The organism is Bacillus sp. z33, assembly GCF_058313615.1.
Genome location: NZ_JBZFQN010000001.1, coordinates 1,290,935 through 1,311,539, shown reverse-complemented (window position 1 = coordinate 1,311,539; position 20,605 = coordinate 1,290,935). Strand labels below are relative to the sequence as shown.

20 protein-coding genes and 1 other annotated feature are annotated in these 20,605 nt (G+C 38.5%); all 20 genes read left to right on the top strand.

What is annotated here, in order from left to right; translation table 11 throughout:
- The first annotated feature begins 141 nt into the window (after positions 1-141).
- The gene (locus AC4G3L_RS06180; protein WP_491076087.1) at positions 142-861 is read left to right on the top strand and encodes a response regulator transcription factor; all 720 of its coding nucleotides are present in this window, start codon (positions 142-144) and stop codon (positions 859-861) included.
- Positions 858-2,624, top strand: a complete 1,767-nt coding sequence (pnpS, locus tag AC4G3L_RS06175) for a two-component system histidine kinase PnpS (RefSeq protein ID WP_491076086.1) — start codon at positions 858-860, stop codon at positions 2,622-2,624. Before AC4G3L_RS06180 ends, pnpS begins: the two co-directional genes overlap by 4 nt.
- Positions 2,625-2,922: 298 nt before the next feature.
- The gene (gene polA / locus AC4G3L_RS06170; RefSeq protein ID WP_491076085.1) at positions 2,923-5,550 is read left to right on the top strand and encodes a DNA polymerase I; all 2,628 of its coding nucleotides are present in this window, start codon (positions 2,923-2,925) and stop codon (positions 5,548-5,550) included.
- Between the two features lie 19 nt (positions 5,551-5,569).
- Positions 5,570-6,400: a DNA-formamidopyrimidine glycosylase gene (gene mutM / locus AC4G3L_RS06165; RefSeq protein WP_491076084.1), complete on the top strand. Its 831-nt coding sequence runs from the start codon at positions 5,570-5,572 to the stop codon at positions 6,398-6,400.
- 69 nt (positions 6,401-6,469) lie between these two features.
- Positions 6,470-7,108 (top strand): sporulation membrane protein YtaF, encoded by a 639-nt coding sequence (gene ytaF, locus AC4G3L_RS06160; protein ID WP_491076083.1) that lies wholly within the window; start codon positions 6,470-6,472, stop codon positions 7,106-7,108.
- Positions 7,109-7,124: 16 nt separating this feature from the next.
- Positions 7,125-7,721 carry a dephospho-CoA kinase gene (gene coaE, locus AC4G3L_RS06155; RefSeq protein ID WP_491076082.1) on the top strand — a complete coding sequence of 199 codons (597 nt, stop codon included), beginning with the start codon at positions 7,125-7,127 and terminating at the stop codon, positions 7,719-7,721.
- Positions 7,722-7,959: 238 nt separating this feature from the next.
- Positions 7,960-8,988, top strand: coding sequence for a glyceraldehyde-3-phosphate dehydrogenase (locus AC4G3L_RS06150; protein WP_491076081.1), 1,029 nt, complete (start codon positions 7,960-7,962; stop codon positions 8,986-8,988).
- A gap of 330 nt (positions 8,989-9,318) precedes the next feature.
- Positions 9,319-9,699, top strand: coding sequence for an adenosylmethionine decarboxylase (gene speD / locus AC4G3L_RS06145; protein ID WP_491076080.1), 381 nt, complete (start codon positions 9,319-9,321; stop codon positions 9,697-9,699).
- 154 nt (positions 9,700-9,853) lie between these two features.
- On the top strand, positions 9,854-10,312 hold the full coding sequence (nrdR, locus tag AC4G3L_RS06140; protein WP_491076079.1) for a transcriptional regulator NrdR: 459 nt from the start codon (positions 9,854-9,856) through the stop codon (positions 10,310-10,312).
- 73 nt (positions 10,313-10,385) lie between these two features.
- Complete coding sequence (locus AC4G3L_RS06135; protein WP_491076078.1) at positions 10,386-11,762, top strand: replication initiation and membrane attachment family protein; 1,377 nt, start codon at positions 10,386-10,388, stop codon at positions 11,760-11,762.
- Between the two features lie 18 nt (positions 11,763-11,780).
- On the top strand, positions 11,781-12,722 hold the full coding sequence (dnaI, locus tag AC4G3L_RS06130; protein ID WP_491076077.1) for a primosomal protein DnaI: 942 nt from the start codon (positions 11,781-11,783) through the stop codon (positions 12,720-12,722).
- 237 nt (positions 12,723-12,959) lie between these two features.
- Positions 12,960-13,112 carry a hypothetical protein gene (locus tag AC4G3L_RS06125; RefSeq protein WP_491076076.1) on the top strand — a complete coding sequence of 51 codons (153 nt, stop codon included), beginning with the start codon at positions 12,960-12,962 and terminating at the stop codon, positions 13,110-13,112.
- A 294-nt stretch (positions 13,113-13,406) separates the two neighbouring features.
- Positions 13,407-14,261, top strand: coding sequence for a putative sporulation protein YtxC (locus AC4G3L_RS06120; RefSeq protein ID WP_491076250.1), 855 nt, complete (start codon positions 13,407-13,409; stop codon positions 14,259-14,261).
- 377 nt (positions 14,262-14,638) lie between these two features.
- Positions 14,639-16,567, top strand: coding sequence for a threonine--tRNA ligase (gene thrS / locus AC4G3L_RS06115; protein WP_491076075.1), 1,929 nt, complete (start codon positions 14,639-14,641; stop codon positions 16,565-16,567).
- Positions 16,568-16,878: 311 nt separating this feature from the next.
- Positions 16,879-17,010: a sequence feature (ribosomal protein L20 leader region), on the top strand.
- A 47-nt stretch (positions 17,011-17,057) separates the two neighbouring features.
- On the top strand, positions 17,058-17,579 hold the full coding sequence (gene infC, locus AC4G3L_RS06110) for a translation initiation factor IF-3 (RefSeq protein ID WP_491076249.1): 522 nt from the start codon (positions 17,058-17,060) through the stop codon (positions 17,577-17,579).
- Positions 17,580-17,601: 22 nt separating this feature from the next.
- Positions 17,602-17,802, top strand: coding sequence for a 50S ribosomal protein L35 (gene rpmI, locus AC4G3L_RS06105; protein WP_049669916.1), 201 nt, complete (start codon positions 17,602-17,604; stop codon positions 17,800-17,802).
- Between the two features lie 32 nt (positions 17,803-17,834).
- Complete coding sequence (gene rplT, locus AC4G3L_RS06100) at positions 17,835-18,194, top strand: 50S ribosomal protein L20 (protein WP_066108802.1); 360 nt, start codon at positions 17,835-17,837, stop codon at positions 18,192-18,194.
- A 59-nt stretch (positions 18,195-18,253) separates the two neighbouring features.
- Positions 18,254-18,526, top strand: coding sequence for a DUF1294 domain-containing protein (locus AC4G3L_RS06095; RefSeq protein ID WP_491076074.1), 273 nt, complete (start codon positions 18,254-18,256; stop codon positions 18,524-18,526).
- 73 nt (positions 18,527-18,599) lie between these two features.
- Positions 18,600-19,169, top strand: coding sequence for a TVP38/TMEM64 family protein (locus AC4G3L_RS06090; RefSeq protein WP_491076073.1), 570 nt, complete (start codon positions 18,600-18,602; stop codon positions 19,167-19,169).
- A 272-nt stretch (positions 19,170-19,441) separates the two neighbouring features.
- On the top strand, positions 19,442-20,530 hold the full coding sequence (locus AC4G3L_RS06085; protein WP_491076072.1) for a M42 family metallopeptidase: 1,089 nt from the start codon (positions 19,442-19,444) through the stop codon (positions 20,528-20,530).
- Positions 20,531-20,605 lie beyond the last annotated feature (75 nt).

Sequence of the window (20,605 nt, the reverse complement as noted above, 5' to 3'; positions counted from 1 at the left end):
TTTTTTGCATTTTAGGGGGGAGACTGAATAAAGTGGGATAACAAAATAATCCAATTAGACAGTGTATGTAACACAGACTACCAAAAAACGTTTGTTCATATATAATGAATAGTATAGTGAAAAAAGTTACAGGAGGGGCCAATGAGTAAAAAAGTCCTCGTAGTGGAAGATGAACAATCGATTATTACCTTACTAACTTATAATCTGGAACAAGCCGGCTATCATGTACTCAATGCAATGGATGGAGAGACAGGTAAAAGAATGGCTATGGCCGAGTCGCCAGATATAATAATCCTGGATTTGATGCTGCCCAAGTTGGATGGTATAGAAGTATGCAAAATTTTGAGACAAAATAAATTAATGACGCCAATTCTTATGTTAACAGCTAAAGATGAAGAATTTGATAAAGTGCTTGGCCTTGAATTGGGAGCAGATGATTATATGACGAAACCATTTAGCCCGCGAGAAGTTGTAGCGCGTGTAAAAGCTCTTCTCAGAAGAGCGGGAATGGGATCCTCCTTAACGGAAAATTCTGTCGAAAAGCAAGAGGCAGATATCATAATAATTGGTGAATTAAAGATTTATCCTGATAGGTATGAAGCTTATTTGAGGGACGAGCTACTGGAGGTAACGCCGAAGGAATTTGAGCTGCTAGAGTATCTTGCCAGAAATAAATCAAGAGTGCTGACCAGAGATCAGCTTCTCAATGTGATATGGAATTATGAATTTGCCGGTGATACGCGTATTGTGGATGTGCATATTAGCCATTTGCGCGAAAAAATTGAACAAGAGACGAAAAAACCTGTATATATCAAAACTGTACGCGGATTGGGATATAAACTTGAGGAACCGAGGGAATGAAAAAATTTAAGCTTAAACTAACCGCAGAAATAGCCGCTACTACAGTAATCTTACTTCTTTGCTTTGGTCTATTAATCGGAAAGTTGTTCCTTTATTATTATGATAAATCTGTGCTCAGCCATCTTAAGGAAGAGGGGCAACTGTTAAGCCTTTACTTGAATGAAACAGAAGATAGCAATCAGTTAGATATGAAATTCAAACAGTTGAATAAACATTTGGAATCTTCCTTCCTGGTTATGAAGGAGGATGGAGAAATTCTCTATAAAACAGAGAAGCCTGCAGGATGGAAGGAATGGGAAGAATCTGATTCTCTGTCTGCAATTATGGAGGATGTAAGAACAGATAATCAAATAGGGACAAAAACGGAAATTAAAACAGGGCCATCCTATTACTATGTAGACACATTTCAAATGGATAATGGGGATACAAGCTATTTCCTATTGGCTGCGAATGAAGATTCGATTCTTTATACAAAAGTATGGTTTATACTAATTGGCTGTTTGGGCTTTGCCTGTTTGATGATCGGCTTATTTGTCTATCAGCTGATCAAGAAGTTTGCAATCCCGATTGAAAGTGCGATGAAAGCAGCTTATGAATTAACGAGAGGTAACTATCGAGCTCGTTCGTACGTTGGCAGAAATTATGAAACTGGGGTATTTAACCAATTAATTAATACAGTAGCGCGAAATATGCAGGAAATGAAAATCGCTCATGAAATTCAAAAAGACAGATTGAGCACACTGATTGAAAACATGGGAAGTGCTCTGCTTTTAATTGATGATAAAGGGTTTGTTAGCATGATTAACCATGCTTATATGGACCTTTTCAGGGTAGATGAGGAAGAATACTTATTAGAACTCTATTATAAAGTAATCAAACATGAAGAAATAAATGCAATCATCGAAGAAATCTTTATGGCGGAGCAAAAGTTAAAGAAACAAATTGTCCTGACCATTGGAATTGAGCGGAAGAATTTTGAAGTATACGGTGCACCAATCATGGGACCTAAAGGTGAATGGAAGGGGATTTTGCTTGTTTTCCATGATATTACAGAGCTAAAAAAATTGGAATCTGTAAGAAAACAATTCGTTGCGAATGTGTCACATGAATTAAATACCCCGGTTACATCAATTAAAGGGTTTTCAGAAACACTACTTGATGGAGCCATGCATGATCCTCAGGCATTAGAGCACTTCTTATCTATTATTTTAAAAGAAAGCGACAGGCTGCAATCATTAATTAAGGAATTACTGGAGCTTTCAAAAGTCGAACAGCAAGGCTTCCAACTTGATTTACAGGAAATTGATATTATTCCTGTTTTAACAGATACATACACTATGCTTGAGAAAAAAGCATCTAAGAAGCATATTGAATTTGAAATGCAGAATTTTAACAAGCCGATTATTTGTGAAGCAGATGCATTTCGACTTAAACAAGTCAGCATAAATCTTGTCAATAATGCGATTTCCTATACCCCTTCATACGGTAAAGTACGAATTTCTGCTAAAGAAGAATCAGATAAGATATTTATAGCCATAGAGGATACCGGTATTGGAATTGAAGAAAAGGAATTCCCGCGGATATTTGAAAGGTTTTATCGGGTGGATAAAGACCGAAGTCGGGAATCAGGAGGAACCGGGTTGGGACTGGCCATTGCGAAGCATATCGTGGAGGCACATAACGGAGAAATCACGATTCAAAGTCAGAAGAATGTTGGTACCACTTTTACGATTATCCTTCCTAAATTCCAGTCGAAACGTTGAGAACTATCCATTTGCACGAATCACTTGGCAATCATGAAGGAATTGACAACTCAATAGAAAAAGAACCGTCATTTTTCTTTCAAACTCTAGTCATGATAAAATAGAGTGGATAAGGGGAACTGACGGTTTTTTATATCCGTATGAAAGAATAAAAGCCTTGTTATAAGTATTCATTGGTTGCACCTGCTATGATGATTAAATTAGGTGCTCACATACCATTGACAGCACGGTGATTTTAGTTAAACAAGCTATTTGATTGATAGCTATTTGAAAATATAGATGGATACTGGAGGTAGCCATGAAGAAAAAATTAATCTTAATAGATGGAAACAGTATAGCCTATAGGGCATTTTTTGCATTGCCATTGTTAAATAATGAAAAGGGCATCCACACAAATGCTATATATGGTTTTGCGATGATGCTCAATAAAATTATGTCGGAAGAAAATCCTACACATATATTAGTTGCATTTGATGCTGGGAAAACAACCTTTAGACATAGTACATATAAAGAATACAAGGGCGGGCGTCAAAAGACACCACCTGAATTATCAGAGCAATTTTCGTTTATTCGTGAATTATTGGATGCCTATGGAATTTCCTGGTATGAAATGGCCAATTATGAAGCCGATGATATTATCGGAACACTGGCACTAGAGGCAGAAAAAGGGGATTATGAAGTTCAAATTATTTCCGGTGATAAAGACTTAACCCAACTTGCTACCGATAAAACGACTGTACGTATTACCCGTAAAGGTATCACGGATATGGAGGATTATACACCGGCGCATATTCGTGAAAAATATAATTTAACGCCCAATCAAATTATTGATTTAAAAGGGTTGATGGGAGATGCTTCAGATAATATCCCTGGAATCCCGGGTGTGGGGGAAAAAACCGCTCTAAAATTATTAAATCAATTTGGAACGCTTGAGCGTGTTGTGGCTTCTCCAGAGGAAATCAGCGGGAAAAAATTAAAAGAAAAAGTGGAAGAATTTAAAGATCAGGCTATTTTAAGTAAGCAACTGGCAACGATTGAAACAAATGCCCCAATTGAAGTGAAACTTGATAATATAGACTATTCGGGTGCAGATCAGGAAAAGCTCCTATCGATCTATAAAGAATTGGGATTTGCTACCTTGATTGAAAAAATGGAGCCAACTGCTCATGAAGAGATGCCCCAGCTTGAAGAAATTGATTATCAGGAAGCAGAAGATGTGACTGAAGATATGCTGACAGCTCATTCCTCACTCTATTTGGAGCTGCTTGACCCGAATTATCATACAGCTGAGGTAATTGGCCTGGCTATATCAAATGAGAATGGGACTTTCTTTATCGAAAAGGACAAGGCTGTGAAATCTCCTCTTTTTAAAGAATGGGCAGAAAACCCTGAGTATAAAAAAACTGTGTATGATGCCAAACAAAACATTGTTGCTTTAAGTCATGATGGCATTGCTTTAAAAGGAATAGAATTTGATGTTTATTTGGCTTCCTATGTTCTGAATCCCGCAGAACCGGATGTAGATATATCTGACATTGCTAAAAAGCATAACGCCGGGCATATCCAAACAGATGAAAGCTTTTATGGAAAAGGGGCGAAACGTTCGATACCGCCGATCGCTGAAGTAGGAGAACATATTGCTCGTAAAGCTTTGTCGTTAACTATCATAAAAGAAAGCCTGGAGAGGAAGCTTGAAGAATTTAACCAAATTGGCTTGCTTCAGGATTTAGAACTGCCGCTGGCACTTATCCTCGCTGAAATGGAAATCACGGGTGTGAAGGTGGATGTGAATCGTCTGAAAGAAATGGGAGCGGAGCTTGCCGGCAGATTAAAGGATATTGAAGCTAAAATTTATGATATGGCAGGTGAAGCATTTAATATTAATTCACCGAAACAGCTTGGAGTCATCCTATTTGAAAAATTAAATTTGCCTATTATCAAAAAGACAAAGACTGGCTATTCGACTTCTGCGGATGTTCTTGAAAAATTGGAAAGCAAGCATAGTATTGTCAGGGAAATTCTCCATTACAGACAATTGGGTAAGCTGCAATCCACATATATAGAGGGATTGTTAAAAGTCATTCGTGATGATCAGAAGGTTCATACAAGGTTCAATCAGGCCTTGACTCAAACAGGACGATTAAGTTCGACAGATCCGAATCTGCAAAATATCCCAATCAGACTGGAGGAAGGTAAAAAAATCAGACAAGCCTTTGTGCCTTCTGAAGAAGGATGGGTCATTTTTGCAGCTGATTATTCCCAAATTGAACTCCGTGTTCTGGCCCATATCGCGGGTGATGAAAACCTAATTGAAGCATTTAATACTGATATGGACATTCATACAAGGACCGCTATGGATGTATTCCATGTGGATGCGACCCAAGTAACATCGAATATGAGAAGACAGGCTAAAGCCGTAAACTTTGGAATTGTATATGGAATTAGTGATTATGGGCTCTCACAAAGTCTCGGTATCACGAGAAAAGAGGCTGGGGTATTTATTGAACGTTATTTAGAGAGTTTCCCTGGTGTGCAGCAATATATGAAAGATATTGTGGAAGAAGCAAAGGAAAAAGGGTATGTGAGTACCTTATTGCAACGACGCCGATATATACCTGAAATTAATAATCGCAATTTTAACGTCCGCGGTTTTGCAGAAAGAACTGCCATGAATACACCTATTCAGGGCAGTGCAGCTGACATTATTAAATTGGCGATGATTCGGATGAATGCCAGATTAAAGAAAGAGAATTTACAAACGCGAATGCTTCTTCAGGTGCACGATGAACTGATCTTTGAAGCACCGCCAGAGGAATTGGATATCTTAAAGAAAATTGTTCCGGAAGAAATGGAAAATGCGATAGAATTATCAGTTCCATTAAAAGTGGATTATTCATTTGGGAACACCTGGTATGATGCTAAATAGAGTAAAGGGGTGAAAAGGGATGCCTGAATTACCAGAGGTCGAAACAATCAGGAGAACCCTCGAAGTATTGGTTCTTGGAAAAACAATCGATGATGTAGATATACGATGGGGGAAAATTATAAAAGAACCGGATGACACTGAACTGTTTCGGATGCTGCTAAAGGGACAGACCATTCATGCGATTGGGAGGCGCGGCAAATTCCTGATCTTTCATTTAGATGATCACAGCCTTGTTTCCCATTTACGGATGGAAGGCAAATATGGACTCTATGAGGAGACGGAACCAGCCGATAAGCATACACACGTGATCTTCAAATTTACGGATCATACTGAATTAAGATACAGAGATGTCCGTAAGTTTGGTACGATGCATTTGCATTCGAAAGGGACAGAATTAGATGTACTCCCTCTTTCAAAAGTGGGTCCAGAACCTTTTTCGGATGAATTTACACCTGAGTATTTAAGTCGAGCACTTAGTAAGACCAATCGTTTTATCAAAGCGGTTTTATTGGATCAGAGAGTGGTTGCGGGCCTTGGTAATATTTATGTGGATGAAGCGCTGTTTCATTCAGGTATCCATCCTGAGCGGGCAGCGTCAACTTTAACAGAAGAGGAGATAAGTAAACTATATACTTCAATAAAAGAAACTCTTGCGACCGCTATCGAAAAAGGAGGAAGCACAGTACGTTCCTATGTGAATTCCCAGGGTCAGATGGGTATGTTTCAACTGGAGTTGTTTGCTTATTCAAGAAAAGGGCTGCCATGTAAAATTTGCGGAACAACCATGGAAAGAATTATTGTTGGAGGCAGGGGGACAGTCTACTGCCCAAAATGTCAGCCATTATCCTAGACGGATATGAACATAATATGGGCTCCTTTCATATAGTAGGGTATTGATTATGGAAGGGAGCCCCTATGCATGGAGCACATAGCTTCAATTTTGTTATTGGCCTTGGCGGTTAGTCTCGATAGTTGCGGGGTTGGAATGACCTATGGAATGCGAAAAGTAAGTATACCGTTTCGCTCGATCATCATCATTGCCGGATGCTCGGCATTAAGCTTGGCATTTGGCATGTTAATGGGTTCATTAAGTGAGCATTTTATGGCGCATTCCTGGACTGGAAAGCTTGGAGGCATAATCTTACTTGTACTGGGTATTTGGACGCTTTCAATTTACTTTAAAAGGAATGAAAGCAATTGTCCATATGTGGATGAAAGAACCTTGTTTCAACTGGAGATAAAGTCTATCGGGCTGGTTATTCATATACTTAAAAAGCCGTTAAGTGCTGATTTTGATCATTCAGGAACTATTACCGGATTAGAAGCTTTCTTTCTTGGTTTAGCACTATCACTGGATGGATTTGGAGCTGGAATAGGCGCTGGCATTCTGCATTACCCTTTGTTTATCCAAGCAATCCTCTGTTTTGGTATGAGTGCTTTATTAATGACATTGGGCATTAAGGCAGGGAAGTATCTACAGGGTTCATTTATGGCGAAAGTCTTTTCTTTTATTCCGGGATTCGTACTTATTTTTCTGGGTTTAACCAAAATAATTTAACAGGGAATGGAATGATATGGGGAAAATAATCGGAGTTACAGGAGGAATTGCCAGCGGGAAGAGCAGTGTCAGCAGATGGCTTATTTCTAAAGGCTATCCTGTTATTGATGCAGATATTGCAGCAAGAAAAGTCGTTGAGCCGGGTATGCCGGCATTAGAGGAAATCATAAACGCATTCGGGCAGGACATTTGCCTATCCGATGGTACATTAGACAGGAAAAGATTAGGTTCCATTGTTTTTTCAGATTCCGAAAAACGTCAAATATTAAATCATATCGTTCATCCTGCAGTAAGAAAATGGATGATTGAAGAAACCGAAAAAGCACTTCAGCAGGGGGCAGATTTAGTTTTCATGGACATACCATTGTTATATGAAAGTAATTTGACATATATGGTAGAGGGCGTCATTCTTGTGTATGTAAAGCCGGAAGTTCAATTGAAAAGATTAATGGAGCGGGATCATTTTACTGAGGGTGATGCACTCGCAAGAATAAAGGCACAGATGCCCATTAATGATAAGAAAGAATTGGCCGATTATATTATAGATAATAACGGGCCATTTTTCGAAACTGAAGAGCAACTCAATGTGCTGATAGAACAATTACGTGTATAAATAATAAGGCTATCTGAAGGGAATGAGGTGACCCCCAAAAAGTTAGATTTTTTGACTCTAACTTTTGGGGTGCACTTCAGAAATTTCTTTTAGGTAGCCTTTTTATATTATTTTCATAAAAATGGACTTATTAATTTGGATAATAATGGGTGTTTTGCTATGCGGTATTTTCTTCAATGTGTTATACTATTTACATAATTTTCATAAAAAGTATAACTTATATATAGGAGGAAATTAAATGAATGCAAGAGTTGCTATCAATGGGTTTGGTCGGATCGGCAGAATGGTTTTCCGAAAGGCAATATTGGATGAGCATCTTGATATTGTAGCCATTAATGCCAGCTACCCGCCTGAAACATTGGCGCATTTAATAAAGTATGATACAAATCATGGTCCGTTTAATGGTGAAATATGTGCTATGGATGACCATTTATTAATAAATGGGAAGAAAGTTCTTTTGCTTAATAATCGTAACCCAGAATTTCTGCCGTGGAAAAACCTTGGGATTGATATTGTAATAGAAGCCACCGGAAAATTTAACCATCGAGATAAAGCAGCTCTTCATTTAAATGCTGGTGCAAAACGTGTCGTTTTAACAGCTCCTGGCACTAATGAGGACATTACAATTGTGATGGGTGTGAATGAAGATGATTTAGATATTAACAAACATCTTGTGATTTCCAATGCATCCTGTACAACCAATTGCCTTGCTCCTGTTGCCAAAGTGTTGGACGAACAATTTGGAATTGACAATGGACTGATGACTACCATTCACTCATATACAAATGATCAAAACAATATTGATAATCCACATAAAGATTTACGCAGAGCCCGGGCATGTGCACAAAGTATCATTCCTACTACAACGGGTGCAGCCAAAGCCATGGCACTTGTTCTTCCACAGTTGAAAGGGAAACTGCATGGTATTTCATTAAGAATACCTACGCCAAACGTCTCTTTAGTTGATTTAGTAGTAGACCTTAAAAGAGAAGTTACCGTAAATGAAATCAATCAAGCATTTAAAACTGCTGCTGAAGGATCTATGGCTGGTATTATTGAGTACTGCAAAGAACCGCTTGTTTCTGTAGATTTTAATACCAATCCGCATTCTGCAATAGTAGATGCTCTTTCCACCATGGTTATTGGTGCAAATAAAGTGAAGGTGCTAGCCTGGTATGATAATGAATGGGGTTATTCATGCCGAGTTGTAGAATTAGTGAATCACGTGGCTCGTCTTCTACAGGAGAACGAGGTAAAAGTAAGTTAAATACTAAAAACATTTCCAGTTACGGTCTGAGCGTCCTTAGAAAATAAAGGGCGCCACAGGCTGTTTTTTATTCGGACAAATGGATACAATTAATAATAGCTGTGACATCTAGCGTAAGGTTATTTTTGTGGTAATTATTAACTAATATTGAAGAGTATGATTGCAAATGAAATATAAACCATATATACTAAATCTCGTAAACTTCACCACCCTGGCAGTACTACTTAAAGGGTTAGGACCTCTCAGGACTAACTTTCCCCCGTGGTAGTAATGGCCAGAAACGAAAGTAATTAAAATTCGTTTAAAAAATGCTAAAGGGGGAATTAGAACATGGAAACAATAGGTCGTCATGTCATTTCTGAATTATGGGGCTGCGATTTATCTAAATTGAATGATGTTAATCAAATTGAACAAATATTTGTAGATGCGGCTCTAAGATCTGGAGCTGAAGTTAGAGAAGTGACCTTTCATAAGTTTGCACCTCAGGGTGTGAGTGGAGTAGTCATTATATCTGAATCACATTTAACCATACATAGTTTTCCGGAACATGGTTATGCAAGTATCGATGTATATACATGTGGGGATTTAGATCCAAAGACAGCTGTCGATTATATTGCGGAGTCCTTAAAAGCGCAGACACGGGAACATATTGAAATTCCTCGCGGCATGGGTCCTGTTGCTGTCAGTCCTGTTCTAGCTAAAGCTTTATAATAAATGAGTATAAAAGAGATGTTTACTGCATCTCTTTTTTTTATGGGTGGTTAGCCATTTCCAGGATAAAAAATCGCATTTTATACAAACAGACTTGTCCTAATCGATATGTTTTAATAAGATAGAACTATAGAAAAGGACGGTGCAAATCTATATGATATGTCCAACTTGCCAACATAATGGGACAAGAGTGCTGGATTCCCGCCCTGCGGATGAAGGACGTTCGATACGAAGAAGAAGAGAATGTGAATCCTGTGGCTTTCGCTTTACAACATTTGAAAAAGTAGAAGAAATACCATTGATTGTTGTAAAAAAAGATGGAGCACGGGAAGAATATAGCAAAGAAAAAATACTGAGAGGCCTGATTCGGGCTTGTGAAAAACGACATGTTGCCCTGAAAGAATTGGAAGAGATCACGACAGATGTTGAAAAAGAAATAAGAAATCAAGGGCATTCTGAAATAAAAAGTGACTTAATAGGTGAAATGGTTATGGATAGGCTGGCTGAGTTGGATGAAGTTGCCTATGTACGTTTTGCTTCTGTATATCGTCAATTCAAAGATATAAATGTATTCATTGATGAGTTGAAAGAACTAATTAAAAAAGAGGATTAAGTAGAGCTGAAGACAGTTTCTTTAGCTCTTTTTTCAACTATAAAACCCCGAGGTTACGAAAGGTTTGTAGACAATGCAATTTTCATGGATGTATGTAAATCCTAACGACAGATATGTCGTATTATATAAGGAAAAGTTATCGGAAATGGATCACAAATCCATTCAGTATTTATATCAGCCGTTAGTGGGAGGATTGGCTGTTTCTTTGTATTTGACCTTATTAAATGAAGTCAATACAGGTAACATGTACTCCAAACAAACGACACATCGTTGGTTAATGGATGTACTGGGCTTGCCTTTGGATGAGATTTTTCAATTTCGTAAAAGGCTTGAAGGAATAGGATTATTAAAGACATATAAAAAAGTAACTCCTGAAGGGAATGTTTTTATATATGAAATCCTTTGTCCTTTAAGTCCGGAAAAGTTTTTTCATGATGATCTTCTGCCTATTTACTTAAAGCAAAAACTCGAATCCAGACATTATGAACGACTGCTCTCCATGTTTGCTGATAAACGCATTCCAACTGATTATGAGGAAATTACTCAATCATTCAATGACGTATTTGCATCAGAATTTCGCAATCCAAAAGAAATGATCAATCCGGAGACAGATGAAGAAACTCAATTCTTTTCAAAAGAACCACGGGGGTATAACCATAATTTAATTGAACAATTCGATTTCGAATTATTATTTGCCACCCTTAAAAACAGTTTTATATCGAGAAAAGCATTTACCCCAAATGTAATTGAAGCTATTGCGATGCTGTCATACCTATATAAAATTAGCGTAGTTGATATGAGCAAATTGATTTTGAGATGTCAAAATGAACATAGTGAAATAGACATAGAAGAGCTTAGAAACTGTGCAAGGGAATTTTTCCATATTAATCATGGTGAAGAAATGCCGACATTGATTGAACGGAAACAGCCTGAGTATGAGCGTACCATTGTAGAGCCAAAAACACCGGAGGAACATTTGTTGTATACCTTTGAAACAACATCTCCATTAGAGTTTTTAGTCAGCCTGTCACAAGGGGCAATGCCTTCAGACAATGATCTGGCATTAGTAGAAAAAGTTATGGTTAATCAAAAGCTTCCACCGGGTGTGGTCAATGTCCTTCTGCACTATGTCATGTTAAAATCAGATATGAAATTGCAGTCAAACTATGTGGAGACAATTGCTTCGCACTGGGCCAGGAAAAATATAACGACTGTGCGTGAAGCGTATGAAACTGCTTTGAGTGAACATAAGAAATATCAAACCTGGGCTCAGGATAAGAAAACGAAGGCGAATAAATCAACACGCCGTACAACGAATAATTCCAGGAAGGAAATCATTCCTGAATGGATGGACGAGACGAAGAAGAAAGAACCGGTTGCTCAGTCCAGTGAAATTGCTGAACGGGTCAGAAAATTAAAGGAAAAATTACAAAATGAAAATACAAAATAAAGCAGGAGGTGTACAGAGATGAAGAATATACAGGATGCTTTGAATCAACTCGGAAATCGTGAAGGTTTTCAAAAGAGATGGGATGAAATGAGAAATATTGTTTTAAAAGATCCCGATGTCCGGTTATTTATAAATGAACATAGCAGCGAGCTGACAAGCGACATGATTGAAAAGAGTATGAATAAGCTCTATGAGTTTACCATGCAAGCAAAGACATGTGAACACTGTCCCTCTGTATCTGAATGCAAAAATCTTATCCAGGGACATAACCCGCGCCTATTTATTCAGGGAAAACGAATTGATGTTACCTATGAACCCTGTCATAAAAAAATAATGCAGGATGAGAGGAATCGGTTACGTAAGCTGATTCATGCCAGCCATGTTCCAAAAGAAATTGTAGAAGCATCTTTTTCAAATTTAATCTGGGATGAGTATACGACAGAAGCACGTGTAGAAGCGGTTGAGAAAGCAAAGATTTTTGTTGACGCCTATAAAAATGGTGTTCGGCATAAAGGCCTTTACTTATATGGTGAATTTGGGGTGGGTAAAACCTATTTGCTTGGTGCCATTGCAAATGCACTCTCTGAAGCAGGCGTGTCATCTCATATCGTGTACTGGCCCGAATATTTAAGAGAATTAAAAGGTTCCTTCGCGGAAAACTCTTATAATCGCAAGGTGGATGCCCTAAAGGATGTTCCTGTTTTAATGATTGACGATATTGGAGCTGAAACAATGAGTGCTTGGTCTCGTGATGATGTTTTGGGTCCTATTCTTCAATATCGGATGCATGAAAACCTTCCAACCTTCTTTACTTCTAATTTCAATATAAAAGAATTAGAACACCATTTCACGTATTCACAGCGCGGGGAAGAAGAACGGGTTAAAGGGAAACGAATTATGGAGAGAATCCGTAACTTAACGGAGCCGATTGAATTGGACGGTAAAAACCGCAGAGATTAAAAGTATATGAATGACAAATAAAGTTGTATCCTAAGAATGTGAATGACCTCGATGTTTATCGGGGTCATTTTTTTGTTTTTTAAAGAGGGTTTATTGTATAAAGAAGAATTTAATACCATATTACAGTAATGTTGGTTGAATAGCCTCTTCGTTAACGGGACAGGTCAGCGGAAGAAGGAAGTCACTTCTTTAGTGTCGAATTTATTAAGTTATATAAACAAAAATGGGGATGGATTTATGAACAGAAAATATTTTTGGTTTTGGATTGTGTTGATTGCTATATTGGCATTTTTTACAGGGGAACTAGTTAATTTTATGATGCTTTTTTTAATTTTGCTTACCTTAATGGAAATAAGTGATGAGATTAAAAAGAGGAACGAACGTCCATAGTGTAAAAGTTATATCACCTGTTAGTTAGGATTGTTAGTGAGTAGCAGTTTTTTATGTAGCTAAGGTGCAGGTTGGCATAAACAATAGTTATACACTGCAGGTTTAAAAAAAGATTGCCTGTCCTATAGTTCGAACCAAGTGATTTGCTTTAGGTTAATATAAAGGTAGCGTTTTTCTTTCGTATTAGGTTTATTTCTATGTAATTATATCCACCCATCCATTCTAAAGGGATGCCATGCCCCATATATATAAAATTAGGAGTTCCGATAGTCTGGAGGGATAGGGTTGCTTACGATGTATTTTGATTCACAGGAAGAGCAGGCTAATTGGCTTGTTCGATGTAAGAACAACGATTTTTTTATCCGACAGGCAATTTATTCTGTCCATGAAGATGGCCAAAAAACTGTCTCCTTTCTTTGGGAACCGGATCAGGAGGAAATTTTTTGTCACGCACTCATTGAGGCTTTATATACATTTTTCTCTACCTATCATCTGGAATATAAAATTCGGGATGTGATTCGGGAACGATATTATTATAAGGATGAAGATGAAATTGGCCAAATTGCAGAAATGGCACTGCTCATATGGGATGGTGAGGCTGCCTATTGCGGAGATCATTATCTGCCGGATCAATTAAAAAACCGAGTAAAGCTATTGTTGCAGCAAGTAGTTGAACAGAAAATCGATTTTTCGTTTCAATCCCTATGGAATTTTCGTTTTAGGGATATACAGGCATCGCTTATTTCATTGGTTGGATTTGCAATTGACGAATACAAACTCGAGCAGGATTATCAGGAATTTATCTCTGTATTAAGGGGTGTGGTTGAAGAAAGGAGTCCGCAGGTTGAGGAAATTCATTTAGTGTATCACGAGGAGTTTCAATTTTATAATCGTTATTTTCAACGGATTTCAAAACAAGATATACTAAAAGCAATCGACCGAAAATTGATGGCGGAGAATCCGATGTTTATTGATTCGGGCACCATCGCACCACTGGTTTCTCTGGCCCCAAAACGAATTCATATCTATGCGGACGATGAAGATAATCGAATCATTGCAACGCTGAAACAGATTTTTGAAGAGAGAATCCAGTTATTTCGAATCAGTTATTTTCATGAGCAGGTTAAACAGGTAGAAGAACGAACTTAATTTTAAAAGAATGGAATCTATCTTGCAATTGTCATCATAAGCTTTTATAATAACCTACATACAAGTTTTATATTCGATAGGTTACGATAAGGACATGAGTGTTTTAAAAAGCTGTGAACAGAGAGGGGAGCCAGTGGCTGCAAGCTTCCTCATAGACTTGAAATGCTTACCGCCTTTGAACTTCAGCCAGGAAAACAAGAATGTGATTATTGGCTGACGGGAACTCCGTTAAAAGATACAAGTGCCGGAAGAGCTGAAAATAGCAGCGCCGGAATTTGGGTGGAACCGCGGGTTTATTTAGTATACAATAGCTCGTCCCTTAATTTATTAGGGACGGGCTTTTTATTATGTAGAAAAAAGAAAAAGGAGTGGCTCACATGGCTGAAATGATCAAAATTACATTTCCAGATGGTGCGGTAAAAGAATTTGAATCTGGAATTACAACTGAGCAAATTGCTTCTTCCATTAGTTCTGGATTAAAGAAAAAAGCAATTGCAGGAAAGGTAAATGGAGCTTTATATGATTTGCGCCGACCAATTACAGAGGATGCTTCAGTAGAGATTGTGACTCCGGATCAACCGGAAGCTCTAGAGGTATTGCGCCACAGTACAGCGCATTTATTGGCACAGGCTGTTAAGCGTCTTTACAAAGATGTAAAATTTGGCGTAGGTCCAGTCATTGAAGGCGGTTTCTATTATGATATGGATTTAGATAAATCCATTACACCGGAAGACCTTCCGCTGATTGAGAAAGAAATGAAGAAAATTATTAATGCTAACATTGATGTTGTTCGTAAAGAAGTCAGCCGAGCTGAAGCGAAGCGTTTATTTGAGGAAATTGGCGACGAGTACAAGCTGGAATTGATTGATGCTATTCCGGAAGATGAAACTGTTACCATTTATGAACAAGGTGAATTCTTTGACCTATGCCGTGGAGTCCATGTTCCTTCAACAGGTAAAATTAAAGAATTTAAGCTATTGAACATTGCAGGTGCATACTGGCGTGGAGACAGCGATAATAAAATGCTTCAACGTGTGTATGGAACAGCCTTCTTCAAAAAAGAAGATTTGGACGAGCATTTAAGACTTTTAGAGGAAGCGAAAGAACGGGATCACCGTAAGATTGGGAAAGAGCTTGATTTATTCATGAACTCTCAGTTGATTGGACAAGGCCTTCCGTTATGGCTGCCAAAAGGTGCAACGATTCGCCGTGTCATTGAACGCTATATTGTAGATAAAGAACAACAGCTTGGCTATGATCATGTCTATACACCGATTATGGGCAGCGTCGATCTATACAAAACATCCGGTCACTGGGATCACTATCAAGAAAATATGTTCCCGGTAATGGACATGGATAATGAACAGCTTGTTCTTCGTCCAATGAACTGCCCGCATCACATGATGATTTATAAAAATGATATTCATAGCTATCGTGAGCTTCCAATCCGTATTGCTGAATTGGGCATGATGCATAGATATGAAATGTCCGGTGCGCTTGCAGGCCTGCAAAGGGTACGTGGGATGACGCTGAACGATGCCCATGTGTTTGTACGCCCTGACCAAATTAAAGATGAATTCAAACGTGTCGTAACACTGATTCTGGAAGTGTATAAAGACTTCGAAATGGAAAATTACTCTTTCCGTCTTTCTTACCGTGATCCAGCTGATAAGGAAAAATATTTTGATGACGATGCGATGTGGGAAAGAGCTCAATCCATGCTAAAGGAAGCAATGGATGAGATGGGTCTTGACTATTACGAAGCGGAAGGCGAAGCAGCTTTCTACGGTCCTAAATTGGACGTTCAAGTTAAAACAGCGCTTGGAAAAGATGAAACTCTATCTACTGTACAGCTTGATTTCTTGCTTCCTGAGCGTTTTGATCTTACGTATGTTGGAGAAGACGGTAAACAGCATCGTCCGGTTGTTATTCACCGTGGTGTTGTTTCTACAATGGAACGTTTCGTTGCATTCTTGATTGAAGAATACAAAGGAGCATTCCCTACTTGGTTGGCACCAGTTCAGGTTCAAGTTATTCCTGTATCTCCGGATGTTCATCTTGACTATGCAAAAGAAATTGAGGCCGGGCTTAAACGCGCAGGGTTACGTGTAGAAGTAGATTTACGTGATGAGAAAATGGGTTATAAAATCCGTGAAGCACAAATGTTAAAAATCCCTTACATGCTTGTAGTGGGAGATCAGGAACAGGAAAACGGCAAAGTTAACGTACGTAAGTATGGGGAACAAAAATCAGAAACTATGCCATTTGAAGACTTCCTGACTACTATTAAGGGTGAATTGAAGTAATTTCTTTAAAGATAAAGGGGCCTCCTGGAATTTGGGTAGGTCCCTTTTTGATTAGAAAATTTGCCATATCTATTTACCACCCAGAGACCGCAATTATTTTTATATTTAAATGAAGAGACTGGAAAGTGCCCCTTTAGAACAAAATAAGCATTGCCAGATTCTTCATTTTATAATCTTTATACAAAAACCTCTTGCCACAAGGGACTTTATTTGATAGAATAACTTTTGTTGTCACTTCGAGTGAGCTTCTATTGACATTATACAGCGAAACATGCTAAAATGATTTTTAGTGAGCAAATTAAATACGACACATTAGTAAGCAGAAGCACCCGCTTCTCACCTGTATGACACTTTTTATGAGTTGTTAGCTGGTTCAGATGATATAATCAGACGGTATGTCTTTTTATGGGCGGGTGTGCATGCACCGGCCTTTTTTATATGTTAAAAAGCATGTGAAGTATTATTTGCTAGAAAATCTTGGAGGTGGCTTATTATTAGCAAACAAGACTTGATCTTAAATGAAGGCATTCGTGCCCGAGAAGTACGTCTAGTTGATCAAAATGGTGAGCAGCTTGGAATTAAATCCCGCGTTGAGGCATTAGAAATTGCTACACGCGCGAATTTGGATCTTGTGCTGGTTGCACCGAATGCAAAGCCTCCTGTCGCCCGTATTATGGACTATGGTAAGTTCCGTTTCGAGCAACAGAAGAAGGATAAAGAAGCTAGAAAAAACCAAAAAACAATTAGTTTAAAAGAAGTTCGTTTAAGCCCAACTATCGACGAGCATGACTTTAATACGAAGCTTCGCAATGCCATTAAGTTCCTTGAAAAAGGCGATAAGGTTAAAGCAAGCATTCGATTTAAAGGACGGGCTATTACCCATAAAGAAATCGGGCAGCGCGTGTTAGTTCGCTTTGCAGAGGAATGTAAAGAAGTGGCTACTGTGGAAACAGCGCCAAAAATGGACGGACGCAGCATGTTCTTGATTTTAGCACCGAAAAACGAAAAGTAATGTTTCGAGGAGGAAATTTCCCATGCCAAAAATGAAAACTCACAGAGGCGCTGCAAAGCGATTCAAAAAAACTGGTTCTGGTAAGCTTAAGCGCAGCCACGCTTACACAAGCCACTTATTCGCTAACAAATCTACTAAAGCAAAACGTAAACTACGTAAAAGTGGAATGGTTAGTTCCGGAGATTTCAAACGCATTCGTCATCTATTAGACAATATCAAGTAATTGAGAACGCTCAATTTTAGGAGGAATTAGATATGCCACGTGTTAAAGGCGGTACAGTGACGCGCAAACGTCGTAAAAAAGTATTAAAGCTAGCTAAAGGTTATTTCGGTTCAAAACATACATTATACAAAGTTGCTAATCAGCAAGTAATGAAATCCTTGCAATATGCATTCCGCGATCGTCGCCAAAAGAAACGCGACTTCCGTAAATTATGGATTACTCGTATCAATGCAGCAGCTCGCATCAACGGTCTTTCTTACAGCCGTTTAATGCACGGTTTGAAACTTGCTGGTATCGAAGTAAACCGTAAAATGCTTGCTGAGCTTGCAGTTAGCGATGCAGCAGCATTTGCTCAATTAGCAGAAACAGCTAAAAAAGAACTTAATAAATAATTATAGAGGCGCTTCTCAAACGATTGAGAGCGCCTTTTTATATGGAGAGTGAGGACAATATGAAAGCGATACTGATCGGTTATTTTATCATAATCAATTTGGCCTTACTACTTATGATGAAAATAGATAAAACTAGAGCTAAAAGTAATCAATATCGTATAAGTGAGAAAACTTTATGGATTTTAGCACTTGCTGGAGGAGCAATTGGCGGAACTCTAGGTATGCAACTATTCCGGCATAAAACAAAACATATGGCTTTTACAGTAGGATTCCCCTTACTGGCGATATTGGACGTCATCATTGCGGGTATTCTTTTATCCATACAGTCATAATTAATGCCATGAACATATATTAATAAGTAAACCAAGACTTAAACATCATTGTAAGGCAGAATGGGGTGTAAATATGGACTACGACTATACCATGTTGCTCGCTTTTATTGAGGCAGGCGGTTTTTGGTCACCTCTTATCTTTGTACTCTTCCATATAGTAAGGCAATATATTTTTATTCCGGTAGCTGTGGTTTGCATGGCAGGCGGGATAATGTTTGGTGCAGTTTTTGGCACACTTTTATCGTTAATGGGACTATGGCTATCATCGATTATTTTTTATTTCATGATTATTAAAATGCCGAAATTGCAGCGTAAGCTTGAAAGGCTGGATGAACGTACGCTGAAATTCGGAGGCAGGATAAATGTAAAGCAGGCAAGTGTTTTAAGACTAATCCCATTTATCCATTTCCATCTCCTGAACTTTTATTTGATCGGTAACAGTAAATGCTTTACTGATTACGCAAAAGCAGTTTTCTGGTCAAATATCCCATTGGCATTCTTTTATACGGTATTTGGCCATTCTATTGCCAAATTCTCTCCAACGATGATATTGATTATCCTTTCAGCATTAGTTCTCCTCCTCTTTTTTCTTAGGGAAAAGAAAGTTATTATCAAATGGAGCGAGTTTTTTAGTCATACTTGAGGCAGTCTGTTAAGCTTATCAGCGGAGATAAGTTTGGCAGGCTTTTCTAATAGGAACTTGGTTATCGTTACGGAAGTTTATAGCTGGCCCAAGTCAGGAATAAAGAATAGGAATGTATGAGGGTTGGAGTAAGATATTCCTGTTCCGATCATAATAGATGCTAATGGGATTGTAAGTATTCTGCCTGAATCTTTAGAGCTTATGTATAATGAGGAGATAAGCAGATAAAATCATAAAGAATGATATACATATTTAAGGAGGCTACACCCTTTATGAAACATCTTGATGATACGCTCACTATACTGAAGGAGTTAACTGACGTTAATGGCATTGCAGGTAATGAAGAGGAACCAAGAAAAGTTATGAAAAGGCTAATCGAACCATATGCCGATAAGATTACTACGGACGGAATCGGCAGTTTGGTTGCAGAGAAAACAGGTAGCTCAAATGGACCGCGTATTATGATAGCCGGGCACCTGGATGAAGTAGGATTCATGGTCACAAGGATTGACGATAAAGGCTTTCTCTTTTTTCAAACGATTGGAGGCTGGTGGTCACAAGTTATGCTTTCTCAGCGTGTAACAATCACTACATCCAAGGGTGAACAAATTACAGGCTTGATTGGTTCCTCACCGCCGCATATCCTCACACCTGAAGCACGTAAGAAACCAGCAGACATCAAAAATATGTTTATTGATATAGGTGCTGCGAGCCGGGATGAAGTGCTGGAATGGGGAATTCGACCGGGGGATATGGTGACTCCATATTGTGAATTTACAGTCATGAGAAATGAAAAAATGCTGATGGCCAAAGCATGGGATAACCGGATCGGATGTGCGGTTGCGATAGAGGCATTAAAACGCCTAAAAGGAGAGACCCATCCGAATACCGTTTTTGGAGTAGGGACTGTTCAGGAGGAGGTTGGACTGCGCGGCGCTAAAACAGCAGCTAATTATGTGCAACCGGATATTGCGATCGCTGTAGATGTGGGTGTAGCAATTGATACCCCTGGATTATCTGAAAAAGACGGTTTAACAAAAGCAGGCGATGGTCCTGGCTTGGTTTTATATGATGCAAGTCTAGTAACTCATAAAGGGTTGAGGGAGTTTATTATAAATGTGGCAGAAGAATTGAATATACCGTATCAATTTGATCATATACCTGGCGGGGGAACAGATGCAGGTTCGTTTCATGTAAGCGGCAGTGGGGTTCCTTCCATTGCAATTACGATTCCGACCCGTTATATCCATTCTAATGCTGGGATATTAAACCGTGATGATTATGAAAATACAGTGACTCTTATTGTCGAATTGATTAAACACCTGAATCGGGAAATGGTGGATCAGATTACGTTTGATTGATCGAAGAAATTAAGAACGATGGTGACTAATTGCGAGATCGTGTAAAAGGAATTGTACATAGGGTCTTATTAATGA